At 59.1% G+C, this 26,950-nt stretch carries 25 protein-coding genes, 1 tRNA gene and 1 other RNA gene; 15 read left to right on the top strand and 12 right to left on the bottom strand.

Annotated elements, in window-relative coordinates; all coding sequences use genetic code 11:
• Positions 1-65 precede the first annotated feature (65 nt).
• Positions 66-1,082: an adenylate/guanylate cyclase domain-containing protein gene (locus CYB_RS10495; RefSeq protein WP_011433780.1), complete on the bottom strand. Its 1,017-nt coding sequence runs from the start codon at positions 1,080-1,082 to the stop codon at positions 66-68.
• Positions 1,083-1,266: 184 nt separating this feature from the next.
• On the opposite strand from CYB_RS10495, the gene CYB_RS10500 reads away from it, so the two are divergent.
• The gene (locus CYB_RS10500) at positions 1,267-1,752 is read left to right on the top strand and encodes a CGLD27 family protein (RefSeq protein WP_011433781.1); all 486 of its coding nucleotides are present in this window, start codon (positions 1,267-1,269) and stop codon (positions 1,750-1,752) included.
• Positions 1,753-1,785: 33 nt separating this feature from the next.
• Positions 1,786-2,718, top strand: coding sequence for a bifunctional riboflavin kinase/FAD synthetase (locus tag CYB_RS10505; protein ID WP_011433782.1), 933 nt, complete (start codon positions 1,786-1,788; stop codon positions 2,716-2,718).
• A 6-nt stretch (positions 2,719-2,724) separates the two neighbouring features.
• On the opposite strand, the gene CYB_RS10510 is transcribed toward CYB_RS10505, so the two are convergent.
• From CYB_RS10510 to rpoD, 4 genes are all read right to left on the bottom strand, one after another.
• Positions 2,725-3,183 (bottom strand): molybdenum cofactor biosynthesis protein MoaE, encoded by a 459-nt coding sequence (locus CYB_RS10510; protein ID WP_041436693.1) that lies wholly within the window; start codon positions 3,181-3,183, stop codon positions 2,725-2,727.
• A 302-nt stretch (positions 3,184-3,485) separates the two neighbouring features.
• Entirely contained in the window at positions 3,486-4,292 is an 807-nt protein-coding gene (locus CYB_RS10515) for an adenosylcobinamide-GDP ribazoletransferase (RefSeq protein WP_011433784.1), read from the bottom strand.
• Positions 4,268-4,546 (bottom strand): hypothetical protein, encoded by a 279-nt coding sequence (locus CYB_RS10520; RefSeq protein WP_011433785.1) that lies wholly within the window; start codon positions 4,544-4,546, stop codon positions 4,268-4,270. Before CYB_RS10520 ends, CYB_RS10515 begins: the two co-directional genes overlap by 25 nt.
• Positions 4,547-4,630: 84 nt before the next feature.
• Positions 4,631-5,842 carry an RNA polymerase sigma factor RpoD gene (gene rpoD / locus CYB_RS10525; protein WP_011433786.1) on the bottom strand — a complete coding sequence of 404 codons (1,212 nt, stop codon included), beginning with the start codon at positions 5,840-5,842 and terminating at the stop codon, positions 4,631-4,633.
• A gap of 282 nt (positions 5,843-6,124) precedes the next feature.
• On the opposite strand from rpoD, the gene CYB_RS15540 reads away from it, so the two are divergent.
• Together CYB_RS15540 and metH are read left to right on the top strand one after the other, a co-directional pair.
• The gene (locus CYB_RS15540) at positions 6,125-6,250 is read left to right on the top strand and encodes a hypothetical protein (protein WP_011433787.1); all 126 of its coding nucleotides are present in this window, start codon (positions 6,125-6,127) and stop codon (positions 6,248-6,250) included.
• 240 nt (positions 6,251-6,490) lie between these two features.
• On the top strand, positions 6,491-10,165 hold the full coding sequence (metH, locus tag CYB_RS10530; protein WP_011433788.1) for a methionine synthase: 3,675 nt from the start codon (positions 6,491-6,493) through the stop codon (positions 10,163-10,165).
• Positions 10,166-10,519: 354 nt separating this feature from the next.
• On the opposite strand, the gene CYB_RS10535 is transcribed toward metH, so the two are convergent.
• Entirely contained in the window at positions 10,520-11,311 is a 792-nt protein-coding gene (locus tag CYB_RS10535) for an ABC transporter permease (protein WP_011433789.1), read from the bottom strand.
• Between the two features lie 461 nt (positions 11,312-11,772).
• On the opposite strand from CYB_RS10535, the gene CYB_RS10540 reads away from it, so the two are divergent.
• Positions 11,773-12,537: a TIGR03943 family putative permease subunit gene (locus tag CYB_RS10540; protein ID WP_238376765.1), complete on the top strand. Its 765-nt coding sequence runs from the start codon at positions 11,773-11,775 to the stop codon at positions 12,535-12,537.
• 22 nt (positions 12,538-12,559) lie between these two features.
• Here CYB_RS10540 and apcB read toward each other — a convergent pair whose 3' ends face one another.
• Both apcB and truB read right to left on the bottom strand, forming a co-directional pair.
• Complete coding sequence (apcB, locus tag CYB_RS10545) at positions 12,560-13,063, bottom strand: allophycocyanin subunit beta (RefSeq protein WP_011433791.1); 504 nt, start codon at positions 13,061-13,063, stop codon at positions 12,560-12,562.
• Between the two features lie 239 nt (positions 13,064-13,302).
• Positions 13,303-14,202 carry a tRNA pseudouridine(55) synthase TruB gene (truB, locus tag CYB_RS10550; protein WP_011433792.1) on the bottom strand — a complete coding sequence of 300 codons (900 nt, stop codon included), beginning with the start codon at positions 14,200-14,202 and terminating at the stop codon, positions 13,303-13,305.
• Positions 14,203-14,297: 95 nt separating this feature from the next.
• On the opposite strand from truB, the gene CYB_RS10555 reads away from it, so the two are divergent.
• Positions 14,298-15,314: a DMT family transporter gene (locus CYB_RS10555; protein ID WP_049749592.1), complete on the top strand. Its 1,017-nt coding sequence runs from the start codon at positions 14,298-14,300 to the stop codon at positions 15,312-15,314.
• Positions 15,315-15,341: 27 nt separating this feature from the next.
• Here the strand turns inward: CYB_RS10555 and trpS are convergent, their stop codons facing one another.
• Positions 15,342-16,337, bottom strand: coding sequence for a tryptophan--tRNA ligase (trpS, locus tag CYB_RS10560; protein ID WP_011433794.1), 996 nt, complete (start codon positions 16,335-16,337; stop codon positions 15,342-15,344).
• A 123-nt stretch (positions 16,338-16,460) separates the two neighbouring features.
• Between trpS and CYB_RS10565 the strand changes: the two genes are divergently transcribed.
• The 3 genes from CYB_RS10565 (at position 16,461) to gatC (ending at position 17,830) form a co-directional block, all read left to right on the top strand.
• Positions 16,461-16,745 carry a chlororespiratory reduction protein 7 gene (locus CYB_RS10565; RefSeq protein WP_011433795.1) on the top strand — a complete coding sequence of 95 codons (285 nt, stop codon included), beginning with the start codon at positions 16,461-16,463 and terminating at the stop codon, positions 16,743-16,745.
• A 172-nt stretch (positions 16,746-16,917) separates the two neighbouring features.
• Positions 16,918-17,439 (top strand): photosystem I assembly protein Ycf3, encoded by a 522-nt coding sequence (locus CYB_RS10570; protein ID WP_011433796.1) that lies wholly within the window; start codon positions 16,918-16,920, stop codon positions 17,437-17,439.
• 97 nt (positions 17,440-17,536) lie between these two features.
• The gene (gatC, locus tag CYB_RS10575; protein WP_011433797.1) at positions 17,537-17,830 is read left to right on the top strand and encodes an Asp-tRNA(Asn)/Glu-tRNA(Gln) amidotransferase subunit GatC; all 294 of its coding nucleotides are present in this window, start codon (positions 17,537-17,539) and stop codon (positions 17,828-17,830) included.
• Between the two features lie 2 nt (positions 17,831-17,832).
• On the opposite strand, the gene CYB_RS10580 is transcribed toward gatC, so the two are convergent.
• Positions 17,833-17,904, bottom strand: a tRNA-Lys gene (locus CYB_RS10580).
• Between the two features lie 100 nt (positions 17,905-18,004).
• Here CYB_RS10580 and ssrA point away from each other — a divergent pair.
• Positions 18,005-18,406: a transfer-messenger RNA gene (ssrA, locus tag CYB_RS14180) on the top strand.
• A gap of 80 nt (positions 18,407-18,486) precedes the next feature.
• Here the strand turns inward: ssrA and CYB_RS10585 are convergent.
• Positions 18,487-19,125 carry a Crp/Fnr family transcriptional regulator gene (locus CYB_RS10585; protein ID WP_011433798.1) on the bottom strand — a complete coding sequence of 213 codons (639 nt, stop codon included), beginning with the start codon at positions 19,123-19,125 and terminating at the stop codon, positions 18,487-18,489.
• 306 nt (positions 19,126-19,431) lie between these two features.
• Between CYB_RS10585 and atpC the strand changes: the two genes are divergently transcribed.
• The 3 genes from atpC to CYB_RS14410 all read left to right on the top strand — a co-directional run bounded on the left by atpC (position 19,432) and on the right by CYB_RS14410 (position 20,851).
• Positions 19,432-19,845 (top strand): ATP synthase F1 subunit epsilon, encoded by a 414-nt coding sequence (gene atpC, locus CYB_RS10590; RefSeq protein ID WP_011433800.1) that lies wholly within the window; start codon positions 19,432-19,434, stop codon positions 19,843-19,845.
• 255 nt (positions 19,846-20,100) lie between these two features.
• Positions 20,101-20,382 (top strand): transposase, encoded by a 282-nt coding sequence (locus CYB_RS10595; RefSeq protein WP_238376767.1) that lies wholly within the window; start codon positions 20,101-20,103, stop codon positions 20,380-20,382.
• 115 nt (positions 20,383-20,497) lie between these two features.
• Entirely contained in the window at positions 20,498-20,851 is a 354-nt protein-coding gene (locus CYB_RS14410; protein WP_238376980.1) for an RNA-guided endonuclease InsQ/TnpB family protein, read from the top strand.
• A gap of 141 nt (positions 20,852-20,992) precedes the next feature.
• Here CYB_RS14410 and CYB_RS10600 read toward each other — a convergent pair whose 3' ends face one another.
• Complete coding sequence (locus CYB_RS10600; protein ID WP_011433803.1) at positions 20,993-22,546, bottom strand: TolC family protein; 1,554 nt, start codon at positions 22,544-22,546, stop codon at positions 20,993-20,995.
• Between the two features lie 589 nt (positions 22,547-23,135).
• Between CYB_RS10600 and CYB_RS10605 the strand changes: the two genes are divergently transcribed.
• Together CYB_RS10605 and priA are read left to right on the top strand one after the other, a co-directional pair.
• Positions 23,136-24,500, top strand: a complete 1,365-nt coding sequence (locus CYB_RS10605; protein ID WP_148202755.1) for a hypothetical protein — start codon at positions 23,136-23,138, stop codon at positions 24,498-24,500.
• A gap of 8 nt (positions 24,501-24,508) precedes the next feature.
• Positions 24,509-26,947, top strand: a complete 2,439-nt coding sequence (gene priA, locus CYB_RS10610; protein WP_238376768.1) for a primosomal protein N' — start codon at positions 24,509-24,511, stop codon at positions 26,945-26,947.
• The last annotated feature ends 3 nt before the right edge of the window (positions 26,948-26,950 follow it).

A 26,950-nucleotide genomic window follows, 5' to 3' on the forward strand; every position in this document is an offset into this window, starting at 1 on the left:
TCCCCCACCTTGCTCTGTCAGACAGCAGACAGCGGCAAGACATCTCCGAGTAGTCGGATCCAAGTCTAGGGGCTGAGAACGGCTTGCAAAGACCACACATCGCAGTAGTACACCTGATGGCGGTGGGCATACCCCTTCAGCTCCACAGCCTGATGGGAGAAGCAGGCGGCTGCCTGCCCCAGCTGTTTGGCCAAGCAGGTATAGGTGTCCTGGCTGATCGCCAGGTCGGCGTTGAGGGTGCGGGTAGCGCTCTCGATGCGAAAGGCCAAATTCACCGTATCTCCCAGAGCCGTATATTCTTGGCGGGTGTTGTTGCCCACCTGGCGCACGATTGCCGAGCCTGTGTTGACCCCTGCCCCCAGACGAATGGGAGAAGGCAGCGGAAACTCACCGTTCAGCTGCTCGGTCATTTGAAACAGCTTCGCTATGGCCTGCAAAACCGACTTCACATCGAGGTGAATTCCCGGCGCTTCCGTGCCCAGAGAAGCAGTGTTGGCTTGGGGCACATGGAACCAAACGGCCATAATCGCATCGCCAATGTATTTATCGACAGTGCCCCCGTACTGCTGAATGATATCCCCACCCCGCCGGAACCAATCGCCCATCACCTGGGAAAGCAGGCGCTCGTCCAGTTGTTGAGTCAGTTGTCCGTAACCTCGCACATCCACCACCGCCACCGAGATCAGCCAGCGGGTTTGTAAAACCAGGGTGTCCGAAGGTTTGGCCGCAGGGCTGGGTTCCGAGCTGGCCAGGGATCCGCTGTGGAACTCCAGCTGGGATTGTCCAAGGGTGAGGTGATCCCCATCCTGCAGCAGGGTGGGAATGCTGACGCGGCGATTGTTGACAAACGAGCCGTTGCGGCTGCCCAGATCGATGAGATAGATGCTGTTGTTGTCGAGGTATTGCAGCAGGGCATGTTGGCGGGAAACGCTGGGATCGCTCAAGACGATGGCGTTGTCCTCATCACGGCCTAGGGTCCAAGCGGTCGCTCCCGAGAGAACGTGTTTTCTTTGGCTGCCATCCGGCTCTTTTAAGACTACATAGGGTGCGGCAGTGGCGGCAGATTCGCTCGTGACGCTCATGATGGGATAAGTTGTAGACGCGACCACACTTTAATAAATACGATACCCCGCTCCCCTTCGGTTGATCGGGAAGATGCCTGGGCTGGATTTCTAGGCTGTCTTCGTCGAGAGATGGAGGTCTGAGGATGGGCTTGGCGGGGGGCCAACCCGACCGATATCATTTTGTGTAGATACGTTAAGGTCTATGCTGGATCCCTCCCATCCCATTCCCGCTGAGCAACAGCCGCTCCGGCAATATGCAGAGCTGAGGGAAGCCTTTCCTTTTTCCTGGCCTGCTTTGGGGTGGATCCCTTACTTAAAACGAATCTTTGGGGTTTGGGGAGCTGTTGTGCTGGCGGTTTCCCCGCTGGTTTGGAGCAGCTTTGCCGGAGATTGGGGCCACTTTGTCTCTGGGTCGGTGCTGGGGGCCAATGTCTTGCTCGGCCTGGTGTTGCTCCATCTCTACTTGGGATGGGCTTATGTGCGGCGGCGCTTGGTACAAGCCCAGATTCCCTATGAAGAAAGTGGCTGGTACGATGGGGCGATGTATGCCAAGTCAGAAGAGGAGCTGGCTCAGCATCGGCTGATTGTCAGGTATCAGATTGATCCTGTGTTGCAGCGCCTGCGACGGAGCTTGTGGGGCGTAGTGGGCTTGAGTGGGTTGGTGGCCCTGCTGTGGCCTCTGGGGTAGGCAGTTGGTTGGCTGTTTTTAGGATCCCGAACAGTGCACATCACTTCTGATCTGGCTCAAACCTTGCGACCCACCGCTGTGGCCATCGGGAACTTCGATGGCTTGCATCTGGGCCATCAGAAGGTGCTGCAGCCGATTCGAGATTCTCTTCAGGGGGTACGTACTGTCCTCACCTTTCATCCCCATCCCCAGGAAGTCTTGACGAGGCGGCCTCAGCTGTTGCTCACTCCCCCTGCCGAAAAGCTGGATCTGTTGGCGCAAATGGGCTTTGAGCAGGTGGTACTGCTCCCCTTCACCCCTGCATTTGCCTGCCAGCCCCCCCAAGAGTTTATCCAAACGGTACTTGAACAGGGCCTGCGCGTTCGCCATCTCAGCGTCGGTTGGGATTTTTGCTTTGGTCACCGTCGCTCCGGCAACGCCCAAACGCTCCAGGCTTGGGGATCCGAGCGCTGCATTCCGGTGGAGGTAATCCCGGAGACGAAACTCAACGGGGAACGGGTGAGCAGCTCTCGCATTCGAGCTGCCTTGGCGACTGGGGAGGTGTCCACCGCCGAAGCGCTCTTGGGTCGTCCTTACCGGCTAACGGGAGAAGTGGTGCAAGGGGATCAGCGGGGCCGACAACTGGGCTTTCCCACCGCCAACCTCCGCTTGCCTCCGGAGAAGTTTTTGCCCCGCGATGGGGTGTACAGCGTTTGGGTGGATGTGCCTGCTGCTGCGGCAGCTCTACCTGGGGTGATGAACATTGGCCATCGGCCCACCTTTGCCGGTTTACAGCACACCGTCGAGGTGCATCTATTGGATTGGACAGGAGATCTCTACAGGCAAGAGGTGCGGGTGGCGCTACGGGGCTTTATCCGCCCAGAGCGGAGATTTCCCACGGTGGCAGATTTGATTCAGCAAATTCAGCAAGATTGCCAAACAGCCCGCCAGCAATTGGGTTTGGCTGAGCAAGTGGGTATGGTGTAGGGGGATCTATGCCGAAGAGAGCTCGCAAGCGCCAAGGCTCACCCAGGCGCTGGTGCCATCTCGCCAGTATTCTTTTTTCCAGATGGGGGCGTTGTGCTTGAGGGTGTCGATGGCAAATTGGCAGGCAGCAAACCCTTCGGCCCGATGAGGGGTGCCCACCGCCACCAAGACGCTGATCTCGCCAATGCGCAGCTTGCCGATGCGGTGGTGGATGACCACACTGTTGGCATCTGGCCAGCGCTGCTGAATTTGTCGGGCAATATCGGCGAAGACCTTCAGGGCCATGGGCTCATAGGCTTGGTATTCCAGGTAATCGACAGGGCGGCCATTGGTGTTGTCTCGAACGGTACCGCTCATCACCACCACGGCCCCATTGCCCGGATGGTAGGCCTCTTGGTGGACACGGTCGATGGACAGGGGAGCCAGGGTAATCTGGAAGGAAGTCTTCAGGACGGTCAGGAGCATGACTCTAGTCAATAATAAGCTCAACTATACTGAAAATAATGTATAATATGTTCAGTACGGATTACTACCAGTTGATCTTTCTGTTTACTTTCGAGTCTGCCAACATGGTAGCCAAAGCAAAGCAGAAAATTGGTAGTAAGACGACACGGAAACTGCGCTTTGGGTATTCTACTCAAAGCTTTGCGGGATACCGCCATTCTGTTTGGACTCCGTCCCGCTAACGCGAATGGAAACAAACAGAATGCTATCGCTGCATAGTTGAACAGTGATGTTCAGCAGTGTTCAGCGTAAATGTATCAGATTCATGATGGCCCAATAAGGGATCCCCACAGCAATGCTATCGCTTCTGACCATTCCACCGTAGCTCCGTAGGTATCGCCCGTGTGTCCTCCCAACTGGCGGTAGATCCAGTAGCCCACGGCCCAAGCCCCCAGGGCGGATCCCAGCGTCCAGAGCAGCAAAGGGGGCCAAGCCAAGATCCCAGCCCAGCCCAACCCCCCGGTGATGGCCAGCACAAGCAGAGTGCCCGGCCACAGGGATCCCGGCAGGGAAGTGGAGTCTTTGAGGAAGCGGGCGGATCCCTGCTCTCGCAGATAGGGGTACAGGGCAATGGCGAGCAACTGGCCCCAACGCCCCCAGGCGGGCACCAGCAGCAAGAGGGGCCAAGCTCGAACGCTGCTCAGGGCAGCAAATTTCAGCAGCAGCAGCAGCACCAAGGCCAGTACCCCATAGGCCCCGGTGTGGCTATCGCTCATCACCTGCAGACGGCGACGGGATCCCTGCAAGTCAGATTTTTGTCCATCCTCAGTTGACCGTTCCGGATCCCCTTTGTAAGGATTCTTGTGGACATTGATCGCCAAGCCATCGGCAGTATCGGCCACCCCGTCCAGGTGTAGCCCACCGGTCAAGAGAACCCACAGGGCCAAGAGCAAAGCGGCCCGCACCGGATTGGGGAAAATCTGCAGCAGGATCCCAGCCAGGGAGAGGATCCCGCCCAGCAACACACCTACCCCTGGCAGCCAGGCGGCAATGCCCTCAAACGGCAAGTCTCCGACCCACCCCAGAGGCAGGGCCGTGTAGAAAGTCAAGGCTGCCCAGAAGCGCCGCAATCGCTCAGTCCTTGAGTCTGTGTAAAGGGATCCGCCAATCCAGCCCTCTGGGAGAGAAAATAGGAATCCTTGCGAACGGTGCGCCCCACCACAATGGTGAGCTTGACAATGGTGAGCTTGGCCACCAAAGCTCCGATGGCGCCCACCGCGGCCAACACCAGAAAGAGGGCTGCTTTTTCAGAAAGACTGGGATCCGCGGAGTCTGGTTCGAGTTCATGCTGAAGATCCTCCATCGCGCGGGTTGGCAGTTCCAACTCAGTCTGCCTTAGGGGGCCGGGAACTCTCTTGGATCCCTTGCCCCGGCTCTCCCTGAGAGCTAGAAGGAATGGGCCCCAGAGTCACCGGATGTATTCCTTCAACACGCTGTTGCGGTTGGGGTGGCGCAACTTGCGCAGAGCCTTAGCCTCGATCTGCCGGATTCGCTCACGGGTGACATTAAAGATCTGGCCGATTTCCTCCAGAGTTTTCATGCGGCCATCATCCAAGCCGTAGCGCAACTTCAACACATCCCGTTCGCGGGCGGTGAGGGTTTCCAAAACGCTTTCCAGATCTTCTCTGAGCAAGACTTTGGCCACCCGATCCTCCGGCGTCTCCCCATCCGACTCGATAAAGTCTCCCAGCCGAGAATCCTCTTCCTTGCCGATGGGGGTTTCCAAAGAGATGGGAAGCTGGGCCGACTTGGCGATAAAGCGCAACTTCTCGATGGTGATCTCCATGCGGGTGGCGATCTCCTCTTCGGTGGGCTTGCGGCCCAATTCCTGGGAAAGCAACTTGGTTACCTTTTTGATGCGGGAGATCGTCTCGTAGAGGTGGACAGGCAGGCGAATGGTGCGGGATTGGTCGGCAATGGCGCGGGTGATGGCCTGTCGAATCCACCACGTCGCATAGGTGGAGAACTTGTAGCCCTTCTCGTGGTCGAATTTCTCGGCTGCCCGAATCAGGCCCAGGGATCCCTCCTGAATCAAATCCTGAAAAGACAGGCCCCGGTTCATGTACTTTTTGGCGATGGACACCACCAAACGCAGATTAGACTGCACCATCTTTTCTTTGGCCCGCCGCCCCCGATGCAACCGCCGCCGAAATTCCGGCAAGGACATCTTGACCTCTTCTGCCCAGAGGGTGTCCGGCACCTCTTCTGGGTCTGACCAGAGGCCCATACGCTGAAAAACGGCCTCGCGAGCGCGCTCTAGCTCCAGCAGATCGGCAATTTTTCGGGCTAGCTCGATTTCTTCATCGGCCCGCAGCAGCCGGATACGCCCAATTTCTTGCAAATAGACCCGGATAGAGTCATCGGTGTAGGGCTTTTTCTTACTGGCCGCCTTGCGCTTTGAGCGACCTTTGGCACCGGCGGCGGCAGTCTCTCCATCCTCCTCTGCTGCCTCTTCGTCGTCGTCATCCTCATCAAAAGCATCAGTGTCACCGGTATCCAGTTCGCTCTCGAGGGTATCTGTCTCCGTGTCCAACTCCAGGGTGCCAGAAGGTGGATTTTCCAGATCCGATTCGAGAAGAGCTGTTTTACCCGATTTCACCAATTCCTTTGCTTGAGCCATGCTGAGTTCCTCGTGATCCTAATCACAGACAACTAAAGGTGACTAAGGGAGCTTAGACGCCAAAGGGAGAGGAGCAAGTTGCAGCCCTGCTGCATCCCACAACGCCAGAGTGAGGGAGCCGATATCCGCAAGCCAAAGCCTGAGTTGCCCTAGGCAAGCCTGCCCGCTTCTGGATAACCGATTGCTCGGGTCAATCTGGAAGCAGATATCGCTCATGGGGCTCAACTGAACTGGCGCAAGACCCGTCATCTTGGTGGGCGGAACCTCTCAAGATGGCGAGAGGTGGATCTTTCTCTTCGCCAATCCTGCGACGGGGTGCGAGGCACTTCACTGGGGGGGCGGAACATTCAGCACCTCAACCACTCCAACCTGCGAGGAGAAGATCGCTCTACAGCAGGCGGCAAGTGACCCTGGGAGGAACACTTGCGAGCAACTGTAGCCGTTCACACCAAAACGTCTTCCCTAAATTAGCCCGACCTGGGGGAAACAGCAACGGGGCAGGCAAAGAAAATGTTAAATTCGCCTCAACAATGGCCAGAATGGAAGCCCTGGCCAGGGATCCATCCTTCGGCCTAGTCCGGGCAAATGGCTCGATGCTAACTTAAATCAGACTCTAGGTCGATGACACCCTGCCTGACTTTGACTTCTATGACCCATCCCTTCCTGCAGCATCTCCAGGAACGTGTGATTGTCTTTGATGGGGCGATGGGATCCTCCCTCCAGGCCCAGAACCTGACGGCAGCGGATTTTGGTGGGCCGGAGCTGGAGGGTTGCAACGAGATGCTGGTGCTGACCAAGCCGGAGGCGGTGGAGCGGGTACACCGCGGCTTTCTGGAAGTGGGGGCCGACGTTGTTGAGACCAATACCTTTGGGGCTACCTCCATCGTTTTGGCCGAGTACGGGATCCCGGAAAAAGCCTACGAGCTGAACGTGGCGGCGGCGCGACTGGCCAAGCGGGTAGCAGCCGAGTTTGCGACGCCGGAAAAGCCCCGTTTTGTGGCCGGCTCCATTGGCCCCACCACCAAGCTGCCCACCCTGGGGCACATCAGCTTTGATGAGATGCGGGCTGCCTACGAGGAGCAGGTGCAGGGGCTAGTTGACGGTGGGGCGGATCTGCTGATCATCGAGACCTGCCAGGACATTTTGCAGACCAAGGCGGCCCTGGTGGCCGTGCAGCAGGAGTTTGCCCGACGCGGGATCCGCCTGCCGGTGGTGGTGTCCCTCACCTTTGAGGTGCAGGGGACAATGCTGGTGGGCACGGAGATCGGGGCGGCCCTGGCCATCCTGGAGCCCTATCCCATCGATGTGCTGGGCCTCAACTGCGCCACCGGCCCAGACAAGATGGTCGAACACATCCGCTATCTGTCCCGCCATTCTCCTTTCCCCATCTCCTGCATCCCCAACGCTGGCCTGCCGGAAAACATCGGCGGCAAAGCCCACTACAAGCTCACCCCGGAGCAGTTGCGCTTCCACCTGGAGCATTTTGTGCGGGATCTGGGGGTAGCGGTGGTGGGAGGGTGTTGCGGCACCCGTCCCGAGCACATCGCCGCCTTGGTGGAAGCCGTGCAGGGGTTGCGGCCCAAACGTCGTAGCATCGAACGGATCCAGGCTGCTGCCTCGATCTACACGCCCCAGCCCTACCTGCAGGACAACTCGTTTTTAATCATCGGCGAGCGCCTCAACGCCAGCGGCTCCAAAAAGATGCGGGAGCTGCTCAACGCCGAAGACTGGGACGGCCTGGTGGCCCTAGCGCGGGAGCAGGTGCGGGAGGGAGCCCACATCCTGGACGTGAATGTGGACTACGTGGGCCGGGATGGCGTGCGGGATATGCGGGAGCTGGTCTCGCGGCTGGTCACCCAAATCCAAATCCCCCTGATGCTGGACTCCACCGATTGGCAAAAGATGGAGGCGGGCCTCAAGGTGGCGGGAGGCAAATGTCTGCTCAACTCCACCAACTACGAGGATGGGGAAGAACGTTTCCTAAAGGTGCTGGAGCTGGCCAAAACCTACGGCGCCGGGGTGGTCATCGGCACCATCGACGAAGAGGGCATGGCCCGCACCGCCGACAAGAAGTTCCAGATTGCCGAGCGCGCCTATCGCCAGGCGGTTGAGTACGGGATCCCGCCCTACGAGATTTTCTTTGACCCTTTGGCCTTGCCCATTTCCACCGGCATCGAGGAAGACCGGGCCAACGGGGCAGCCACCCTGGAGGCCATCCGCCGTATCCGCCAGGCTTTCCCGGAGACCCACATTCTCTTGGGCATTTCCAACATCTCCTTTGGGCTCTCGCCGGCAGCCCGCGTGGTCTTGAACTCGGTGTTTTTGCACGAGTGCCGTGAAGCTGGGCTGGATGCCGCTATCGTCAGTGCCGCCAAGATCCTGCCCCTGAACAAGATCCCCGCAGAGCAGCAGCAGGTGTGTCGGGATCTGATCTGGGATCGGCGGCAGTTTAACGCCGTTCGCGTTAGCGGGACGGAGTCCTCGGGCATTTGCACCTACGATCCTCTGGCGCGGCTGACGGAGCTGTTTGCGGGCGTTTCCGGGAAGGAACTGCGCTCTGGCGGATCTTTTGCAGATTTACCCCTGGAGGAGCGGCTGCGGCGGCACATCATCGACGGCGAGCGGATTGGCCTGGAAGAAACCTTGGCAGAGGCGCTGCAGAACTATCCCCCCCTGGAGATCATCAACACCTTTTTGCTGGATGGCATGAAAGAGGTGGGGGAGCTGTTCGGTGCCGGCAAGATGCAACTGCCCTTTGTGCTGCAATCGGCAGAAACCATGAAAGCGGCGGTGAAATACCTGGAGCCCTTCATGGAAAAGGTGGGAGGGGAAGTGTGCAAAGGCACTCTTTTGATTGCCACCGTCAAGGGGGATGTCCACGATATTGGCAAAAACTTGGTGGACATCATCCTCACCAACAACGGCTACAGGGTAATTAACTTGGGCATCAAGCAGCCGGTGGAGAACATCATCGAAGCCTATGAAAAGAGCAAGGCCGACTGCATTGCCATGAGCGGCCTGTTGGTAAAATCCACCGCCTTTATGAAGGAGAACTTGGAGGTGTTTAACGAGCGGGGCATCACGGTTCCCGTCATTTTGGGAGGGGCTGCCCTCACCCGCCGCTTTGTGGAAGAAGACTGCCGCCAGACCTACAAAGGCCAGGTGATCTATGGCCGCGACGCCTTCGTCGATCTCCACTTTATGGATCGGCTGATGCAGGCCAAGGCTGCTGGCCGCTGGGATGACCGGCTGGGTTTTCTGGACGACCTAGAGCTGGGATCCCCCTCTGCCAACGGCCAGAAAGAGGCTTCTTGGGTTCCAGAGGAAACGGATCCCAGCCTGCCCCCTGCGGAGACCACCGTGGGAGCTGCTCCCGCCCTCACCCTCTCCGAGTCCCAAGACACCCGCCGCTCTGAAGCCGTTGCCCTGGAGACCGAGCGACCCATCCCGCCTTTCTGGGGATCCCAGGTTCTCACCTCAGATCAGATCCCCTGGCCAGAGGTCTTCTTCTACATCGACAAGCAAGCCCTGGTGGCCGGACAATGGCAGATTCGCAAGCCCCGCGACCAGTCGGCGGAGGAGTTTGCCGAGTTTATCGCCACCCAGGTGGAGCCGGTGATCGAGCGCTGGAAAGAGCGGATCCTGGCAGAAGATCTGCTGCACCCCCAGATTGTCTACGGCTATTTCCCGGCCCAGGCAGAGGGGAACACTTTGATCCTCTTCGACCCGGCCAGCTTCCCCGAGCTGTTTTCCCTGGAGCCAGGCTCCACCACCTATTTCCAACTGCCCACGGTGGAGCGCCCGCAACTCTCTCCAGGGGTGCGGGAATTGGCCCGCTTCACCTTCCCCCGCCAAAAAACCGGCCACCGCTACTGTATCGCCGACTTCTTCGCCGCTCGCTCCACTGGCCTAGTAGATGTCTTCCCCATGCAGGCGGTCACGGTAGGGGCAGAAGCCACCGCCTATGCCCAGCGCCTCTTTGCCGAGGGCCAGTACACCGACTACCTGTATTTCCACGGCCTGGCTGTGACCCTGGCGGAAGCCCTGGCGGAATGGTGCCATGCGCGCATCCGGCGGGAGCTGGGGTTTGGCCACGAAGATAGCCCCGACATCCGCAAGATCCTGCATCAGGGCTATCGGGGATCCCGCTACAGCTTCGGCTATCCCGCCTGCCCCAACATCGCCGACCAACGGGTTCTGCTGCAGGTGCTCCAGGCCGAGCGCATTGGCCTCACCATGGACGAAAGCGATCAATTGGATCCGGAACAGTCCACCACCGCCATCGTTGCTTACCATCCGGCAGCCCGCTACTTCAACACTTAGGCTTAGCTTGTCGGGGTGTGGGGGTAGCTAAGCCCCGCACTGTACTCGTAGAGTCAGTGTCGGGATACAGATACCCCCACATGGTGTATGATGGGAGTACTTGCACAAAACGGCTTTTGCCGGAATCTGGTGCAACTACGCGGTAGGGCATTCCGTGTCTGCTCGTGGAGGGTTCTTGCGTAGGCTCCCCGTTCGCGTCAGCGGTGCGTAGCACTTTGAAGCGAGAAGCCCACGCTGTACCCGTAGGGTCAGCGATGGGAGTATGTCACGCCCTCATCTCCAACCTCTCTCAGGGGGAGAGGGGGAACTGTCGAGAACGGCTAGCGGGATCCCAGGCGGGAGCGGCTGTTCGCGTCAGCGGTGCGGAGCACTCCGCAGGGGGAAGCCCACGACCAAGATCAAGGTAACCAGAATGATCAAGGTGGAGAGGGCATTGATTTCCGGGGTAACTCCTCGTCGCGCCGTGCTGTAGATCAAAATTGGCAAGGTCAGGCTCTCCGGCCCACTGGTAAAAAAGGAGATGACAAAATCATCTATCGAAAGGGTAAAAGCCAGCAAAGCGGCAGCTTGGATCCCTGGCATGGCCAAGGGCAAGGTGACATAGCGTAGCTTTTGCCAGGTGTTTGCATAGAGGTCATAGGCTGCTTCTTCCAGGGCGGGATCCAAAAGTTGGAGACGGCTGCGCACCACAATAGCCACAAAAGCAATCTGAAACGTAATGTGGGCCAAGATCATCGTCCCCAAGCCCAGCTCAAAGAGGCCCGTGTAAAAGCGCACAAACTGGTAGAATAGCAGCAGCGCGATGGCCATCACAATATCGGGGACGATCACCGGCAACAGCATCAGCCCCTGCAGGATCTTTTTACCGGGGAAGCGATAGCGATACAGCCCATAGCCCAGCAGGGATCCCAGCAGCGTGCTGACCAGCGTGCTGACCAACGCCAGGACGAGGGTATTTTGCGTGGCCTGCCAGACCAGGGCATTCTGAAACAGGGAAAGGTACCAATCGAAGGTAAAACCTGTCCACGCCAGGCCAAAGCGGGCTCGGTTAAAGGAGTAGACGGCGATCAGCAGAATTGGCAGGTAGAGAAAGCCATAGATGGCATAGCTGACTCCCCGCAGCCAGGTGGGTATCCTTGCCAACATTCGCGTGTGCTATCTCAGTTGCGTCTATCCCACTGTAGAGCAGGCTGCCAAAATTGCAGCAACTCCCTAGGCTTTATACATCAGCCTGCAACCCTGTCTATCACGCCAAAGTCCGTTATCAATGGGATATCAATGTGAGGTTATCTGTGGCTGGATTTGTTGAATTGATGATGGGATCCCTGAAGCTGTAAAGACGGCAATCAAAGAACGTGAGCCAAACGAAATGTTTTGCTGTTCGCGTTAGGGGGACGGAGTCCTTGCCTTATTCGGGCAACCCGATACCTGTGACTGGGAAATTGGCAGCACAGGCATTCCCCAACGCCGGCAGTGGGCACTTCCGCGAGGATTGCTAAACTTAGGCTCGGAGTGGTGTGAAAAAGCTGCAACCCATGCCCAAAAGCAGTTCTGGTCGTCTTCGAGAAAAACAAAATCCAGAGGAACCGCACGCGAAAACCAAGGGTATGTCTCGGCCTGTCGGTCGCGTCAGCGGGACGGAGTCCAAACCGTTGCGGTGGGGCAATACGGCCTACCGGGAGGCGGTTGGGTTGATGTTGCTAGGGATCCTGCTGATCGTCTATCGCTGGCGGGGCACCCTGCTGATGTTGATCAATCCCGGCTACGTGAATGTGGCGCTGTTGGCCGGGCTGTGTCTGTTGGGCTTGGGGATTGGCCGTTGGCGAGGAGCCAAAGTTGCCTCTTCTGAAGTCCATGCCTCACTATTGGGGCCGCGGCTGGGCGCAGGACTGTTGATCCTGACGGCCCTGCTGGGGTTTTGGGTCGAGCCACGCCCGCTCTCCAGCCAAACTGCCCTCAACCGAGGGGTATCTCCCTATCTGGGAGCATCTCGTAGCCAGCCGCAGGCTTTTCGCCCCAAGCTCGACCCGCGTCAGCGTACTCTGCTGGACTGGGTGCGCACCTTGGATGTTTACCCGGATCCCTACACCTATGAAGACCAGCCGGTGCGGGTGCAGGGGTTCGTCATTCCCGACAAGCAACCCGACCACTTTGTTATTGCCCGGTTTTTGGTTAGCTGCTGTGCTGCCGATGCTTACCCCGTGGGCTTGCCGGTGCGCTGGCCAGAGGCAGAGCAGTTAACTGCCGACAGTTGGCTGCGTCTGGAGGGGCGCATGGCCGTGGAGCAGCGGGATGGCCAATCTCAGTTGGTAATCGCTGCCGAGCAGGTGGAGCCGATACCGGTGCCGCCAAACCCCTATGCCGACGAATAAGAGCAGGCGCTTAGATATCGGTTTAGATATCGGTTTCGCTCAGCTTAGCGCTCAGGTAATCGAAGGGCTCGGCCACAAAGCTATAGTCTTCGCCGGAGCCAAGCAGCTCCAGGGTGCGGGTTTTCATGTTTTGAATGCCAATCACCGTCGGGGCGATGGGCACACCGAGGGAGTTGTAGGTCTCCCGTAAGCCGGCCAAGACTCGCTCATCCAAAATGCTGTTGTCGGCAGCCACCAGCGCGTAGGAAGCGTAGCGCAAGAAGTAGTCCATATCCCGCAAACAGGTGGCGTAGCGGCGGGTGGTGTAGGCGTTGCCTCCCGGACGGATGAGATCTGGCACCTGGGCGAACATGGCCGCAGCAGCCGTTTTGACGATATCCACTGAGTTGAGATTGATCACGTTCACGGCCTTGATGCGCCGCAGCCCCGAGTCATAAAAAGCCTTGAGCGCATCCATTGCCTCCCGATCCAAGTAGCGGCCCGTCAGGTCGTAGGTTTTGATCAGCGTGGTTACGGCATCCCGCATATCCCCAGCTCCATTCTTGTGACTTTATTTTGTAAAGTAGCTTGAGATGAAAAAATGAGAAGAGATTTTGCCGGACAACATCCAAAGGTCAACCTTGGAAAATCGAGCCAGAGCCCGGCAACGGCGACGCTTCAGGCTCCCCTTCGCCCTCAGAAGTTTAGCATGCGAGGGTTTCTTTCCCGCTTCCCCCTGAGACAATGGCAAATGTTGTTACGAAAATGTAACTTTTCTGCAACACTCTAGGGATCCGGCGACAACACCCGCAGCGGCTTGAGCTGACCTGCCTGACCGTACCCCAAGCCCAAAAACTTGCCCTCCTCATCCAGCACCCGCAAAGTAGGGGCACCGATAATGGGCCGGTCGAGGAGAATGGCCCGACCCTGCAGCCACTGCTTCGCTTCGGCGGAAGAGAGCTGTACCGCACCCCAATCGGCAAATCCCCACTCGATGGGCAGCAGGGCAGCAGCGGGATCCGCGGATCCCCGCCATTTCTCCAGGGGCAGGCTTTCTGCGATGCGAAAGGGGCCACTTTGCAGCCGTCGCAGCCGGCTCATCAGCCCTCCACAGCCCAATTTTTCCCCCACATCGCGGGCAAGGGCACGAATGTAGGTGCCGGGGCCACAGGCAACTTCCAGATCCACTTCCGGAAAGTCTCCGGCTCGCCAGCCCAGGATGCGCAGTTGCCGAATGACCACCCGCCGCGGCTCCAACTGGAGTTCCGCAGCCTCCACGCCGGCACGGGCCAACTGGTAGAGCTTTTTCCCCTGGCGCTTAAGGGCGCTGTAGAGGGGCGGCACCTGCCAGATCTCGCCGGTAAACTCCCGCAAGCACTGCTCTACCTGCTCGCGACTCAACCCAGGACAAGGGGATCCCAACCGGATCTGCCCTTCAGCATCGTCGGTGTCGCTACGCTGTCCAAATCGGAAGGTTGCTTGATACACCTTATCTCCCGACAAAAACGACAAAAAGCGTGTTGCCCGTCCCACCGCAATCGGCAAAACCCCCGTTGCCGCCGGATCCAAGGTGCCCCCATGCCCCACCTTGCGGGTGCGCAAGACCCGCCGCACCACTGCCACACAGTCGTGGGAGGTGAGCCCCGCCGGCTTGTCCAGGTTGAGAAAGCCCTCCAGGGATCCCATGCCAGGCATAATATGCATCAACAGTTAAGATTTGTAACTGAGCTGCCCCAGCGCTTAACATGGGGTTAACTTCCGTCTCCAAGTTTGAAGCACCTATGGCTCAGTCTGACCTGTTCTTTCAGCCTATCTGGCAACGCCTCCTGATGATTGCCCCCTTTTTCCTGTGGGGCTCAGCAATGGTGGTGATGCGAGACGCCCTCTCCGAGACCACCCCCCTCTTTATTGCCATTCTGCGGTTGCTGCCGGCAGGGATCCTGGTTCTGGCCTTTCGGCTCTGGCAGGGGCGGGGCTCTGCGGCCTCTCACGCCTGGCATCCCAGAGGGCTGCGCGGCTGGCTATGGGTGTTGGCGTTTGCGCTGGTGGACGGCACTTGTTTTCAGGGATTTTTGGCCCAAGGGCTGAAAGAGACAGGGGCAGGCCTGGGATCCGTGCTCATTGACTCGCAGCCGCTGGCGGTGGCTTTGATGGCCACCTGGTTTTACCGCGAGCGGATGGGATCCCTGGGCTGGCTGAGCCTGGGGCTGGGAGTTTTCGGCATTGGCCTCATCGGCCTATCCGGTGGGGGATCCCTGCAGTTGGGGGCCGGCGTCGTTTGGATGTTGATGGCCTCCCTGTCGATGGCCATCGGCACCGTGATGATGCCCAAGGTGGCGGAGGTGGCGGATCCGGTGCTGGCGACGGGCTGGCACATGGTGTTGGGCAGCCTGCCCTTGATCCTGCTGTCGGGACTGACGGAGACTCAGCAATGGCAACACCTGAGCGGAACCCACTGGCTGGGCCTTCTCTACGCTTCGGTGATGGGGAGCGCCTTGGCCTATGCCCTCTTCTTCTATTTCGCCTCTCAGGAAAACCTCACCGAGTTCAGTTCCCTGACCTTCCTCACCCCCATCTTTGCCCTGCTGTTTGGCAGCACCTTTCTGGGGGAATCGCTGACGCGGCTGCAATGGCTGGGAGTGGGCATCACTCTGGTCTGTGTGTACTTGATTAACCACCGGCAAGAATGGCAGGAGCGCCTGCGCCTGGGCTGGAAAGGGATCCTCTCAGAGCTGGGTTTAGACTGGCTGGTGAGCGCCTTGAGCACCGTCGAGATCCGCGATGGCAACCCCGACTGATCCCATCAAAGCTTGGGCAGGGATCCCTCAGGGGGGTAAGAACCCCATAGCCTCTCTCACCGTTTTTAGCGTTTGCTCGGCGATGGCACGGGCCTTAGCGGCATTCTCCCGTATCAGAACGAGCAGGTGGTCGGGGTTGCTCCACAGTTCCCGGTAGCGCTGCTGAATGGGCTCCAGGGCAGCGATGATGCTGTCGGCAAGGAGGGGCTTGAACTGCCCCCACCCCATCTCGGCACACTCAGCCGCCACCACCTCCTTGCTTTTGCCGGAGGTGAGCATGTAAATCGTCAACAAATTGTGGGCTTCGGGACGAGCCGGATCGTCAAAGGCAATGCCCCGAATGGGATCGGTCTTGCATTTTTGGATCTTCTTGCGGATGGTATCTGGGTCATCCAGCAGATGAATACGGCTGAAATCCGAGGGATCCGACTTGGACATCTTGCGCGTACCATCGGTCAAGCTCATTACCCGCGCCCCCTCCGGACGAATCAGGGCCTCCGGGATCAGAAACACCTCTCCAAAACGGTCATTGAAGCGGCGGGCAATATCCCGACACAGCTCAATATGCTGCCGCTGATCCTCCCCCACCGGCACATACTTGGGCTGGTAGAGCAAAATATCTGCCGCCTGCAAAATCGGGTAGCTGAACAAGCCAACGCTGGTCTCCTCCCCCTGTTTTTCCTTCTTCTCCTTGTATTGGATCATGCGCTCCGCCCAGTTCATGGGGGTGATGGTGTTGAACAGCCAGGCCAGCTCCGTATGGGCAGGCACGTGGGACTGGACGAATAGCACGCAATGCTCCAGGCTGAGACCGCAGGCCAAATAAAGGGCAAACAGCGAACGGGTACGCTCCCTCAGCAGCTTGGGATCCTGAGGGACGGTGATGGCGTGTTGATCGACGATGCAAAAAAAGTTCTCGTAGTGCTCCTGCTCGGCCACCCAATTCTTAATCGCCCCCAAGTAATTGCCCAAATGCAGTTCGCCAGAGGGCTGAATGCCAGAAAGGGTGCGCGGCTTGGCCATAGGGAAAGCAGATCTCAAACGCCAACAAGACGGAGGACAAGAGCAAGGAAAGTCTTTTTCAGGATATCAAGAGAGGCGCAACCCGTTGGTTCATGATGGAAAAAAGACGCCCAACCCCACACCATGTTAGACTCAGAACCCGAACTGTTACGTGCTGCCAACCACTATGTGCTGCTGATCCCGGGCTTGCCGGAGCAATTTCTCAGCCCTGAGGAATTGCAGGAGTTTCTCGTGCGGCTGTTGCAGGAACATCCCCACCTGGTGGATGCAGATCTGGCCCGCTATCCCACCCCTCAAGCGCAGGCACAGCGGCTGATCGACACCGCCTGTGAGATCGAAGTTTCCCCCGGCGAAACCGTGCAGTGGCATCCTGTGCGCCTGAGCAAGCGCTCCTCGACACAGTCTTGACAGGTCGGAAGTTCGTTGACAAGGCCGTTTGTGGCCTCGTTGCAGCAGCGTTGCAGTTCCCCTGCCGTAGCCTGAGACAGAGCCCTCATGGAGTTGTGTTTCGGATCCCGCCTTGGGCGTGATACAACGCAAGAGTAGAGATCCTTAGTCCTAAACTTAAAAGGGGTCAGCCATGCCGCGCAGCATGAAGAACGACAACTTCATTGACAAGACCTTCACCGTCATGGCCGATCTGATCCTGAAACTGCTGCCAGGGGTGAGTTCCGAGCAAAAGAAAGCCTTTGCCTACTACCGGGATGGCATGGCCGCTCAGAGCGAAGGAGAATATGCCGAGGCCCTAGAAAACTACAGAGAAGCCCTCGCCCTGGAGCAAGGGGAAGAAGACCGCAGCTACATCCTCTACAACATGGGCCTGATCTACCAGAGCAACGGCGAACTGGACAAGGCTCTGGAGTACTATCACCAAGCTCTGGAGTTGAACCCAAGACTTTGCTCTGCTCTGAACAACATTGCCGTGCTGCTGCACCACAAGGGCGAGCTGAGCCTGCAAGCCGGGGATGAGGAAACAGCAGAGGCCCTGTTCAACGAGGCTGCCCAGTACTGGATTCGGGCCATTCGCATTGCGCCCAACAACTACATCGAGGCCCAAAACTGGCTGAAAACCACCGGGCGCGCCAACCTGGAGGTGTACTGAGCTTTCCTGCAGAAGGACTCCGTTCCGTTAACGCGAACGGTTGATCTCGGCTACCCTGGGCTAAGTCAAGTCGATAATCTGGGAGCCGGAGGAGAGGATGCTGAAACGGGAAGAAGTCCAACATGTTGCTCACTTGGCTCGTCTGGAGCTAACCGAAGAGGAGGAGATCCAGTTCACAGAGCAGCTAACAGACATCTTGGCCTACGTGGAGCAACTGAAGGAGCTGGACACGGAGGGGGTAGAGCCCACCTTTCACGTCCTGGACATGGAACTGCCCACCCGCCCCGATGAAGTCGAGCCCTACCCCGATATCGAAGGGATCCTGGCCAACGCCCCTGACCGGGCAGACATGTTCTTCAAGGTGCCCCGCATTTTGGAAGGGGAAGACTGACATGGGTCGGCAGGGATTCGAACCCTGGGCCAATCGGTTAAAAGCCGAGTGCTCTACCGCTGAGCTACCGACCCAAGTTTGCAGCTTTGTCATATTAGCAAAGCTTCTGTCACATTCGCAAAGGTTCTGGCCGTATCCCCAAAAATCTTGCTATGCTGGACTCAAGTCAACCCTGGGGCTGTAACGGTTTCGACGGGGTGGCGAACATGGGTTCATGAGGCAGGTCGGGATTGAGCTTATCCCGTTACCACCAGGCTCAAAACAGTACGTGCGAACAACGTCGTACCCTTTGCTCGTAAAGCAGCTGCTTTGGCTGCCTAAGGCTCAGTAACCGAAAACTTACTCTGAGCTCGAGGATCTGCTCACGACCCCGTTAAGTGGGCGGATCACAACCCCAACGGGTGCAGCTCTCTACTCCGGCTCCGTCGAGGGAGAGCCTAAGATTAGGCGGAGAACTCCCATCGCTGGGATCCAAACGGCGATCCCCGCCTCGAGGGTCAAAGAGGCTAAACCTGTGAATGAGTGATCCCTCAGTACCCATCTCGGACACGGGTTCGACTCCCGTCAGCTCCATCTCCCAGCAGTTAACTACGAGCCAAAAACTGCCAGCTTTCAGCCATGCCCTAGGAGCAGATCCTGCTCAGTTTCTAAAGGTTTTACGGAGCGTGGGCGAGTTTGATGACAAGGTGCCGGTTTTTGTCCACCGCAACCCAGCCCTGCTGGCGAAAGCGGTTTAGGAGACGGGTAATGGTGACCCGGGTAGTGCCGATGGCATTGGCCAAGTCCTGGTGGGTAAGGCGCACTTGCAGGCGCACCCCTGTTGCAACCGGGGATCCCAGCTCCACAGCCAAAAGGGAGAGCAACTGGCGCAGCCGATCCTCTACCCGCCGCCGTCCGGCCAAGGCGAGCAATGCTTCGGTTTGGCGCAGCCGACGCACCACCTGCTTGAGCAGCCCTTGACTCAGGATCTCTGAGGCTTCCACCTCTGCTGCCGGCAGCCGCAGCACATCAACTGCCGTCAAAGCCTTAGCTTGGTAGGGATCCAGCATCGTCAGCGGGGATCCCAGGGGCATGGAGGGGCCGGCAAACCCCAACAACGCCTCACCGCCATTGGGATAGAGGGTGGTCAACTGTACCACGCCCCGACAGACGATCACCCATTCCTCAGGAAACAGAGGGATAACCTGGCCAGGAGTGTAGGGGGATAAACTGCGGCTGCGGTAGAGGTCTTCCAGCAGTTGGCGCTCCCGTGTGGACAGGCCGGCAGCAAAATGGCTAGGCATCGCTTCAGGCATAGGCTGGCTCCGCTAGGAAAACTGGGCGCACCAGTCGTTGGGCTCCCCCTTGCAAACCAACAGCAATGGGCTGGCCGTCAATGCTGAGGTTGGGGCATGAGATAAGTGTTCCCGACAACACCTTAGCGCTTGCCTCCCAGTCTGAAGTAAAGGCAAGGTTATGTCCAGGTTAAGTGTAGCTGCCCCGAGAGAATAAAGACAAAAGGGGAACCAGGCAAAGCTGCAGGGATCCTAATCCGCTAGGATCGAAACCAGGGTGCTCCGCACCGTCGACGCGAAAGTGCTCAAGCTTTCAGGAGATCTGTCGTGACGCTGATGGTTCGTGTGATTACCCCCGACCGCACGGTTTGGGATGCCCCCAGCGAGGAAGTGATCCTCCCTGCCACTTCGGGCCAATTGGGCATTCTCACTGGGCACGCCCCCCTCTTGACCGCCATCGGCAATGGCGTTATGCGGGTCAAAGCCGATGGAAAGTGGTTGGCCATTGCGGTCATGGGCGGATTTGCAGAAGTCGAAAATAACGAGGTAACCGTCCTGGTCAACCGAGCAGAGCGGGGTGAAAAAGTGGATAAGGCAGCGGCTCAGGCCCTCTTGGACGAAGCAAGCAAAGTTTTGAATACCAGCAGCGACAAGCAAGAGCGCTTGCAAGCCAAGTTGGATCAACAGCGAGCCAGGGCCTTGATCCAAGCTGCCGAGATGGGCAGCAAGACTGGAAGCTGACCCTGTCCCGGCGCGGGATCTGCAGATGGAGCTCAAGCTGCAGGAGAGATGGAGGGGCTGAGGCGCAGCCAGGGGGCCATTTTCGATCTTTGGGGATTGGCTTTGTTAGCTAGACCGGCGGGAAGCCCCGCCTTCTGTTAGTGACTAGTGGCTGGTCACTATCCACTCACCACTATCCAGGGTAAGGGTCGGGATAAAAGGCGAGGACACGATGCTGTTCGGATAATTCAGCACCGTCCTTTGCCTGAGGGCTTTGTGATTAAGACCGCTGCCATCAGCCGCAAGGCAGACGGGTGGTATGTGACCTTGAGCCTGCAAGATTCGTCCGTCCCTGAGTTTACTCCTGAGTCTGCAACGCTGGAAAACACTACAGGGATCGACGTGGGACTGGACTCCTTTTTGGTGACCGACGCGGGGGAGTCTGTTCCAGTTCCCCAGTATTACCGCAGAGCCCAAAAGCGGTTAAAGAGACTGCAGCGGGCAGTGTCTCGCGAGAAGAAGGGGTCAAACCGCCTATGGCTAGTGACTAGTGGATAGTGACCAGTAGATAGTGAATAGTGACTATCCACTAACCACTATCCACTAACCACTATCTCAGCGCAAAGATTTTCATGACAAAACAGCGAACTGGCTGGTAAGCAAGGGCAAGCATATTGGGTACGAAGCCCTGAATATCAAAGGTATTGCGAGGACGAAGCTAGCAAAATCCACCTATGATGCTGGGTGGGGACAATTTCTGCAAATGCTGGCAGTCAAGGCTGAAAGAGCTGGGCTGAGGGCGATTGCAGTGAATCCCAACGGCAGCAGTCAAAACTGCTCTCGGTGTGGTCAAAGAGTACCGAAAGCGATTCAAGACAGATGGCATTCTTGTTCCCATTGTGGGCTAGAACTAGGGCGCGACCACCATGCGGCCATCAACATCAAGCACAGGGCGGTGGGGCATCCCGTTCTTTTCGCGTCAGCGGGACGTAGTCCTCAAGCGCAGGAAATGTCCTTTTCGCGCTAGCGGCGCGGAGCGCTTTGCATCAGCATGAGTGCGGGAGTATGTCACAACAGCTCAAGTTGGAATAGAACTGTTTCGTCGCGGTATCCATAGCACCCCTCTCCTTTTGGAAGAAGGGCTGGGAGTGAGGGAGAAAGGCTCAAGTCAAAGGCTGCCAATGGCCCGTTTCAGTTGTACCAGGGCGCGATTGTAGGCGATTACAGCATTGGAAAGGTTGCCACGGGCAGTGGTGAGGGCAGCTTCAGCATTGATCACCTCCGTTTGGGTGCCCACCCCCGCTTGCAGGCGCAGCCGGGCCAAGCGCAGGCTCTCTTCTGCTGAGGCAATTGCCACTTTGGCCGAGTCGATCTGTTCGCGGCTGGAGCTGAGGGTCAGGAAGGCTTCTTCCACCCCCCGCTGGATTTCATTGCGGGTGCCGACGAAGTTGCTCACGGCCACCTGTCCATCGATCTGGGCTTGGCGGGCTTGGGCAGCCGCTTCTCCTCCATCGAACCAAGTCAAGCTGAAATTGGCTCCCACCGAATAGCCAACATCAAAACTGTTGCGGCTGGCGTTGAAATCGTTAACGGCATCGAGGCTGGCGAATAAGCCAATTCGGGGGCCATTGCGGGCCTGTGCCAGGCGCAGGCGGCTTTGGGCCTGCTCCAATTCTCGGCGTCGGCGCTCCAATTCCTGTCGTTGGGCAAAGGCAGCAATGATGGTCTCTTCCAGGCTGAGATCCCACTCTCCCATCGGCTCAATGCGGTCGCTGGCCAACACGTCGGTGGGGCTGGGAAAATTCAGCAGTTCGGCCAGGCGGCGGCGATTCAGTTGCTGGGTGTTCTGGGCCACCAGCAAGGTTTGTCGATTGTTGGCCAATTCCGTCTCTGCCTGGAGAATCTCAAAGCGGGTACCCAGCCCGGCCCGTTCTCGGGCTTGAGCATCCCGCAGGGTGGCTTCGGAACTTTCGACGGCAGCTTGGCTGATGGCAACCCTGGCATCTGCGCTTTGCAGATCGTAGTAGGCATTGGCCACAGCTTGTTTGACCGTCTGCAGCGTTTGCTCCAGCTGCAGTTGGGCGATGCGCAGCGCTTCTTGGGCCAGCTTCAGGTTTTGCTCCCTGAGGCCACTGTCAAAAGCGGTATACTCCACCCGCACCACACTGGCCGAGAGGGTATGGGATTCGCGCCTTGGCCCACCACCCGGAGAGGGAGCCTCACTGTACTGGTAGTTGGCACGGCTGGAGAGGGTGGGAGCAAAGGCAGCTTGAGCCAGGGCTACCCCGGCCTCGGCCCGCTCGACGGCCAGTCTGGCCTGCTGCACAGCCGGGTTCTGGGCAACGGCGATCTCCAGAGCTTCTTCCAAAGACAAGCCCTCCCTGCGCTCAATGCGCACCTGCAAGGGGGATTGGGGCACCACCAATTCTTCAGCCGTCAAAGCCCCCTTTAGAGTCAGGTCAGCCGCAGGGGTGGAGTCAGCAGGGTTGGGGGGAATCGATAGGGTGGGGGGGGGTGGGGGGGTGAGGATTTCGCGGCTGTTGGGCAGAGCAGAGGCAGCGGAGCTGGGAGCTTCTGGCTGAGCAAGAGCAGGGACAGCCCAGAGCAGGCTCAACAGTAGGCCACAGGGGGCAGAACAGGCAAGGTTCAACTGGGATCCCGCCGAGTTTGTCTGCCGTTGAGGAAGTTGAAGCGGATCCCTGGCTCCATTTTGCATCGCCATCGTGCGGTCATTCTCAACATCACCCCTAGCAGTATCGCAAAATGAAGGACAAAGATAAGACGGTTTTCCGCAGGCTCGCTGGCTGCCCTGTTCGGGCCAGTGGAAGCGAGTCCTCGCATTTGCCCCTGCAACGATGAGGCCGACCTGCGTCTGCCAGGAGCTCCGAGCACGGGCGGGACTCCTCTACACTCAGCAGAGACGCTTGGATTGAGACCGAGTCGATTTAGATTTAGACTCAGTTTAGAATGGTGGGGCCATCTGTCCGTGATGGCGGGGGTGGGTGTTGTGGGTGATGAAAGGGGGCAAGGTGGCAGACTCTCAGAGCACGCCCAAGCAAGGGGAGACCTCTTCCGGTCGGGATCGGGCCTCGCGGCCGAAAAAAAGTAAGCCAAGCCCTTCTGCCCAGTCCGGGGATTTGGGAACCTCAGAAGCAAGAGCGCGGCCAAAACAGGCCGATAGCACTCCGCGCCGTGCGGAGCAGCAGGAGATTTTACAAGATCACCCTTCTGGCTTGAACCCGCCCAAAAATCTCTCTATACTGCAGGGAACTTTATCATTTGCTCCCGCTTCTTCATCTCTCCTTCAATCTATGCGTGCTCCTTCCTCAGGCGACTTGGATCCCATCCTTTCAGAGACTCATGCGGGCTGTTCAGCATCCGAGCCGGATCCCAGCACGGAGCGCCATTTGGCCCTGAGGCAGCAACAGCCCTTGGAGAGCCGTCTGCTCAAAGCCGAAGCCGAGCTCCAAGAGCGGCGAGTTCTTCAGGAACAACTGCGGGCTTTGCACCAGAAGGTGGCCGAACAAGAGAAGGCGCTGCAGGAGCGGGAGCATCTCTTGCAACAGTTGCAGCAGACTTTGGCGGCTCAGAAAGTCCAGATCTCGGATCAGGAAGCTCAGCTTGCTGCTCGGCAACGCTTAAATGAACGGCAGCGGCAGGATATCGAGGCCCTGCAGGAGCAGATTGAGCAGCTACGCTTGGCCCACGCTCAGGAGCGCCGTCAATGGGAACAGCGCCAGCAGGAGCTGCAGGCCTCTCTGCTGGAAGCCCAGGATGTGGCGGAAAAGCGGGTGGAAATGCTGCAACGCTTTAAGGCAGAGCTTTCTCTGGCCCGCACTCAAATTGCCGAAACTCAGGCGGAGCTGAGCAGCCTGCGGGCTTTGTACAGCGACCAACAGGCAGCCTGGCAGGAGCAACGGGAACACCTCGAGGCCCGTTTGGCGGGCTATGCCGAGACGGAAGCCGAGGCCGAGCAGCGCTGGCGGGAACAACGGCAAGAGCTAGAAGCAGCCCTGGCCGAAGCCCAAGCTCAATTGGCGGCTTTGCAAGCTCAGCAGGAGCATCTGCGCCAGGGATCCCTGGCGCAGCAACAGCTTCAACAGCAGTGGCAGGCCCAGGCCGAAGCGCTGCAAGTGGCCCTCTCTCAAGCCCAGGCGGAAGTTACCCGTTGGCAGCAAGAGCACCGCCATCTGCAGGAACAGTACGCCCAAGCCCAGCAGCATCTCTCCGCCATGGAGCGGCAGTTGCAGGCTGCCTTGGAGCAGTTGGCCGCCCAACCCGACTGGCAGCCACAGTTGCGCTCTGCGCAGGCAACCATTCTCCATCTGCAAGAAGAAATTGCAACCTTGTCCACGCAACTGGAGAAGCAAGCAGAGCAGATCAAAGCCCTGCAAGGGGAGCGTGCTGCCCTGTGGGAAGAAAACCGCTCTCTCCGAGAAAAATACGAGCAGCAGCAGATGCATGTGCTGAGCTTGAAGGCGGCTTTGGAACGCAAAGGCTTGGATGTCCCACCTCGGGCCGATACCTCCAGCGCCCTCACGCGAACAGAGTCCCTTGGCCAGGCTCTGTCTCCAACCCCTGCTGCCAAGCCTACAATTCAGCCCCTGGCCCAACCTCTACCGTCTCGGGCAAGCAAGCGGGCGGTCGATCTGCCGAGGTTTCTGCCCCGTCCGTGAGGGATCCCGTGTTGCAGCCTGTTCCTCCCCGCTGGCTGGAAGTGTGGGTGGATCATCCCCATTTGGGGGGTTGCTTTACCTATCGTGTGCCAGAGGGATCCGCGCCAGAAGCGGGCGACCTGCTCAGCGTGCCCTTTGGTCGGCAAATGGCGGGGGCGGTGGCCTTGGGTTGGCGCTCCGAGCTGCCGGCAGGGGTGGATCCGCAGTCGGTGCGGGAGATCGAGGCGGTGGTGGCCAAAGGGATCCTGCCCAAAGAATTCTGGCCCCTGCTGCAGCGGGTGGCCGACTATTACCTCACCCCTCTGGCTCAGGTGGTGCGCACGGTATTGCCCCCCGGCTTGCTCAGCCGTTCTCAGCGGCGTGTCCGCTTGCTCAGGCTCCCTGCCGAAGGGGAGGAATGTTCGCCGGCTGCCCAAACCCTGCTGCAGCTGCTTCAGGCCAAAGGGGGAGAGCTGTCTTGGCGCTATGTGCAACAGCAGGTGCCCACTGCCGCCCTCGCCCTGCGGGAACTGCAGCGACGGGGTTGGGTGGAGAGCTTTTGGCAGGAGCAACAGGGGGGCAGGGTGAGGACCCAACTGGCCGCCAGTCTGGCCGACGACTCCCCAGAGGGGCTGAGCCTCCCTCAGCAGAAGGCGCTGCAGATCCTCAAGCAGAAGGGGGGAGAGCTGCTGCTCGCCGAGTGGGAGCGCCTGGCAGGAGTGAGCCGAGCGGTTCTGCAGGGGTTGGCCCGCAAAGGCCGTGTCCACCTCTACGAGCGCCCACTGCTGCGGCTGGGAGATGCCAGCCTGCCGGGGTGGCGGGATCCGCCCAGGCCCTTGACGGCCGCCCAGGCCCAGGCGGTAGAGGCGATCCGGCAAGCTTTGGGCCGGTTCCAGCGGTTTTTACTGCACGGGGTCACCGGTTCTGGGAAAACGGAAGTGTACCTGCAGGTGATCGCCCAGGTGCTGCAGCAAGGACGGTCGGCGCTGGTGCTGGTGCCCGAGATCGGCCTTACCCCGCAACTGATGGATCGGTTTCGGGCGCGGCTGCGATCCCAGGTGTGGGCCTACCACAGCGGCCTCTCGGAAGGCGAGCGCTACGACACCTGGCGGCAGATGCTGTCCTCCACCCCCCAAGTGGTGATCGGCACCCGCTCGGCGGTGTTTGCCCCCTTGTCCAAGCTGGGCCTGATCGTCTTGGACGAAGAGCACGACGACAGCTTCAAGCAGGATCAGCCCCAGCCCTGCTACCACGCCCGTCAGGTGGCCGAGTGGCGGGCCGAGCTGGCCGGTTGTCCCCTGGTCCTGGGCAGTGCAACCCCAGCGGTGGAAACCTATGCCGCCCATCTGCAGGATCCGCAGCGGTGGATCCGGCTGGCCCTGCCGCAGCGCATCCCCCAAGCTGGGATCCCGGCCACCCTGCCCCAACTGGAGCTGGTGGACATGCGCCAGGAGCTCCAAGCCGGCAACCGCAGCATCCTCAGCCGCCGTCTACACCAGGCCCTGCAGCAGACGCTGGACAGAGGGGAACAGGCCATTCTCTTTGTCCCCCGCCGCGGCCACAGCACCTTCGTCTTGTGCCGTAGCTGCGGGTTTGTCCTCACCTGCGAGCATTGTGATGTTTCTCTCACCTTTCACCTGGCCCATCTCGGCGGACAAGAACTGCGCTGCCACTACTGCGGCGCCCGCCAACCCCATCCGCAGCGCTGCCCCGCCTGTGGATCCCCCTACCTGAAGCACTTCGGCACCGGCACCCAAAAAGTGGTGGAAGTGTTGCACCAGCATTGGCCGCAGCTCTCGATTTTGCGCTACGACAGCGACGCCACCCGCCGCAAGGGATCCCATCGCGATTTGCTGGAGCAGTTTCGCAGCGGCAAGGCCCAGGTGCTGGTGGGCACGCAAATGCTCACCAAAGGGCTGGACATACCCCAGGTAACCTTGGTGGGCGTGATGGCCGCCGATGGGCTGTTGCACCAAGCCGACTATCGCGCCGGCGAGCGCAGCTTTCAACTGCTCACCCAGGTGGCAGGGCGCTCGGGCCGGGGATCCCTGCCAGGACAGGCGATTATCCAGACCTATCTGCCGGAGCACCCGATTTTGAGGGCGGTACTGGCCCAAAATTACGAGGGCTTCTTGCAGGCAGAACTGCAACAACGGCGAGAGGGGGGCTATCCTCCCCACCGAGCTTTGATTTTGATCCGCTTGAGCAGCACCCGCCTGGAAGCCCTGGAGCGTTATTGCCATCGGGTGGCCGAACGCCTACAGGGGATCCCAGCAGAGGTGTTGGGGCCGGGGCCGGCCCAGGTGGAGCGGGTTGCCGGACGCTACCGCTGGCAGATCCTGTTGAAGCAGCTTCCCGACCAAGGTTGGGATCGCCCGAAGCTGGCTGCGCAGATCCAGGCCGCCATTGGCCATCCCCCCCAAGGGATCCGCGTCAGCATAGATGTGGATCCCCTGCGGATTCTCTAGGAA

This window comes from Synechococcus sp. JA-2-3B'a(2-13) (assembly GCF_000013225.1).
Lineage (GTDB): Bacteria > Cyanobacteriota > Cyanobacteriia > Thermostichales > Thermostichaceae > Thermostichus.

What these genes read in the sequence shown, in the direction of transcription:
- CYB_RS10535 (WP_011433789.1), bottom strand. Translation starts at nt 11,311, where the DNA reads ATGTTGGCAAGGATACCCACCTGGCTGCGGGGAGTCAGCTATGCCATC.
- metH (WP_011433788.1), top strand. Translation starts at nt 6,491, where the DNA reads ATGACCCATCCCTTCCTGCAGCATCTCCAGGAACGTGTGATTGTCTTT.
- CYB_RS10585 (WP_011433798.1), bottom strand. Translation starts at nt 19,125, where the DNA reads ATGCCTGAAGCGATGCCTAGCCATTTTGCTGCCGGCCTGTCCACACGG.
- CYB_RS10510 (WP_041436693.1), bottom strand. Translation starts at nt 3,183, where the DNA reads ATGCTCCTGACCGTCCTGAAGACTTCCTTCCAGATTACCCTGGCTCCC.
- apcB (WP_011433791.1), bottom strand. Translation starts at nt 13,063, where the DNA reads ATGCGGGATGCCGTAACCACGCTGATCAAAACCTACGACCTGACGGGC.
- CYB_RS10555 (WP_049749592.1), top strand. Translation starts at nt 14,298, where the DNA reads ATGGCTCAGTCTGACCTGTTCTTTCAGCCTATCTGGCAACGCCTCCTG.
- CYB_RS10495 (WP_011433780.1), bottom strand. Translation starts at nt 1,082, where the DNA reads ATGAGCGTCACGAGCGAATCTGCCGCCACTGCCGCACCCTATGTAGTC.
- trpS (WP_011433794.1), bottom strand. Translation starts at nt 16,337, where the DNA reads ATGGCCAAGCCGCGCACCCTTTCTGGCATTCAGCCCTCTGGCGAACTG.
- gatC (WP_011433797.1), top strand. Translation starts at nt 17,537, where the DNA reads ATGCTGAAACGGGAAGAAGTCCAACATGTTGCTCACTTGGCTCGTCTG.
- CYB_RS10565 (WP_011433795.1), top strand. Translation starts at nt 16,461, where the DNA reads ATGTTAGACTCAGAACCCGAACTGTTACGTGCTGCCAACCACTATGTG.
- rpoD (WP_011433786.1), bottom strand. Translation starts at nt 5,842, where the DNA reads ATGGCTCAAGCAAAGGAATTGGTGAAATCGGGTAAAACAGCTCTTCTC.
- CYB_RS10500 (WP_011433781.1), top strand. Translation starts at nt 1,267, where the DNA reads ATGCTGGATCCCTCCCATCCCATTCCCGCTGAGCAACAGCCGCTCCGG.
- truB (WP_011433792.1), bottom strand. Translation starts at nt 14,202, where the DNA reads ATGGGATCCCTGGAGGGCTTTCTCAACCTGGACAAGCCGGCGGGGCTC.
- CYB_RS10570 (WP_011433796.1), top strand. Translation starts at nt 16,918, where the DNA reads ATGCCGCGCAGCATGAAGAACGACAACTTCATTGACAAGACCTTCACC.
- CYB_RS10605 (WP_148202755.1), top strand. Translation starts at nt 23,136, where the DNA reads ATGCGTGCTCCTTCCTCAGGCGACTTGGATCCCATCCTTTCAGAGACT.
- CYB_RS10540 (WP_238376765.1), top strand. Translation starts at nt 11,773, where the DNA reads ATGTCTCGGCCTGTCGGTCGCGTCAGCGGGACGGAGTCCAAACCGTTG.
- CYB_RS10600 (WP_011433803.1), bottom strand. Translation starts at nt 22,546, where the DNA reads ATGGCGATGCAAAATGGAGCCAGGGATCCGCTTCAACTTCCTCAACGG.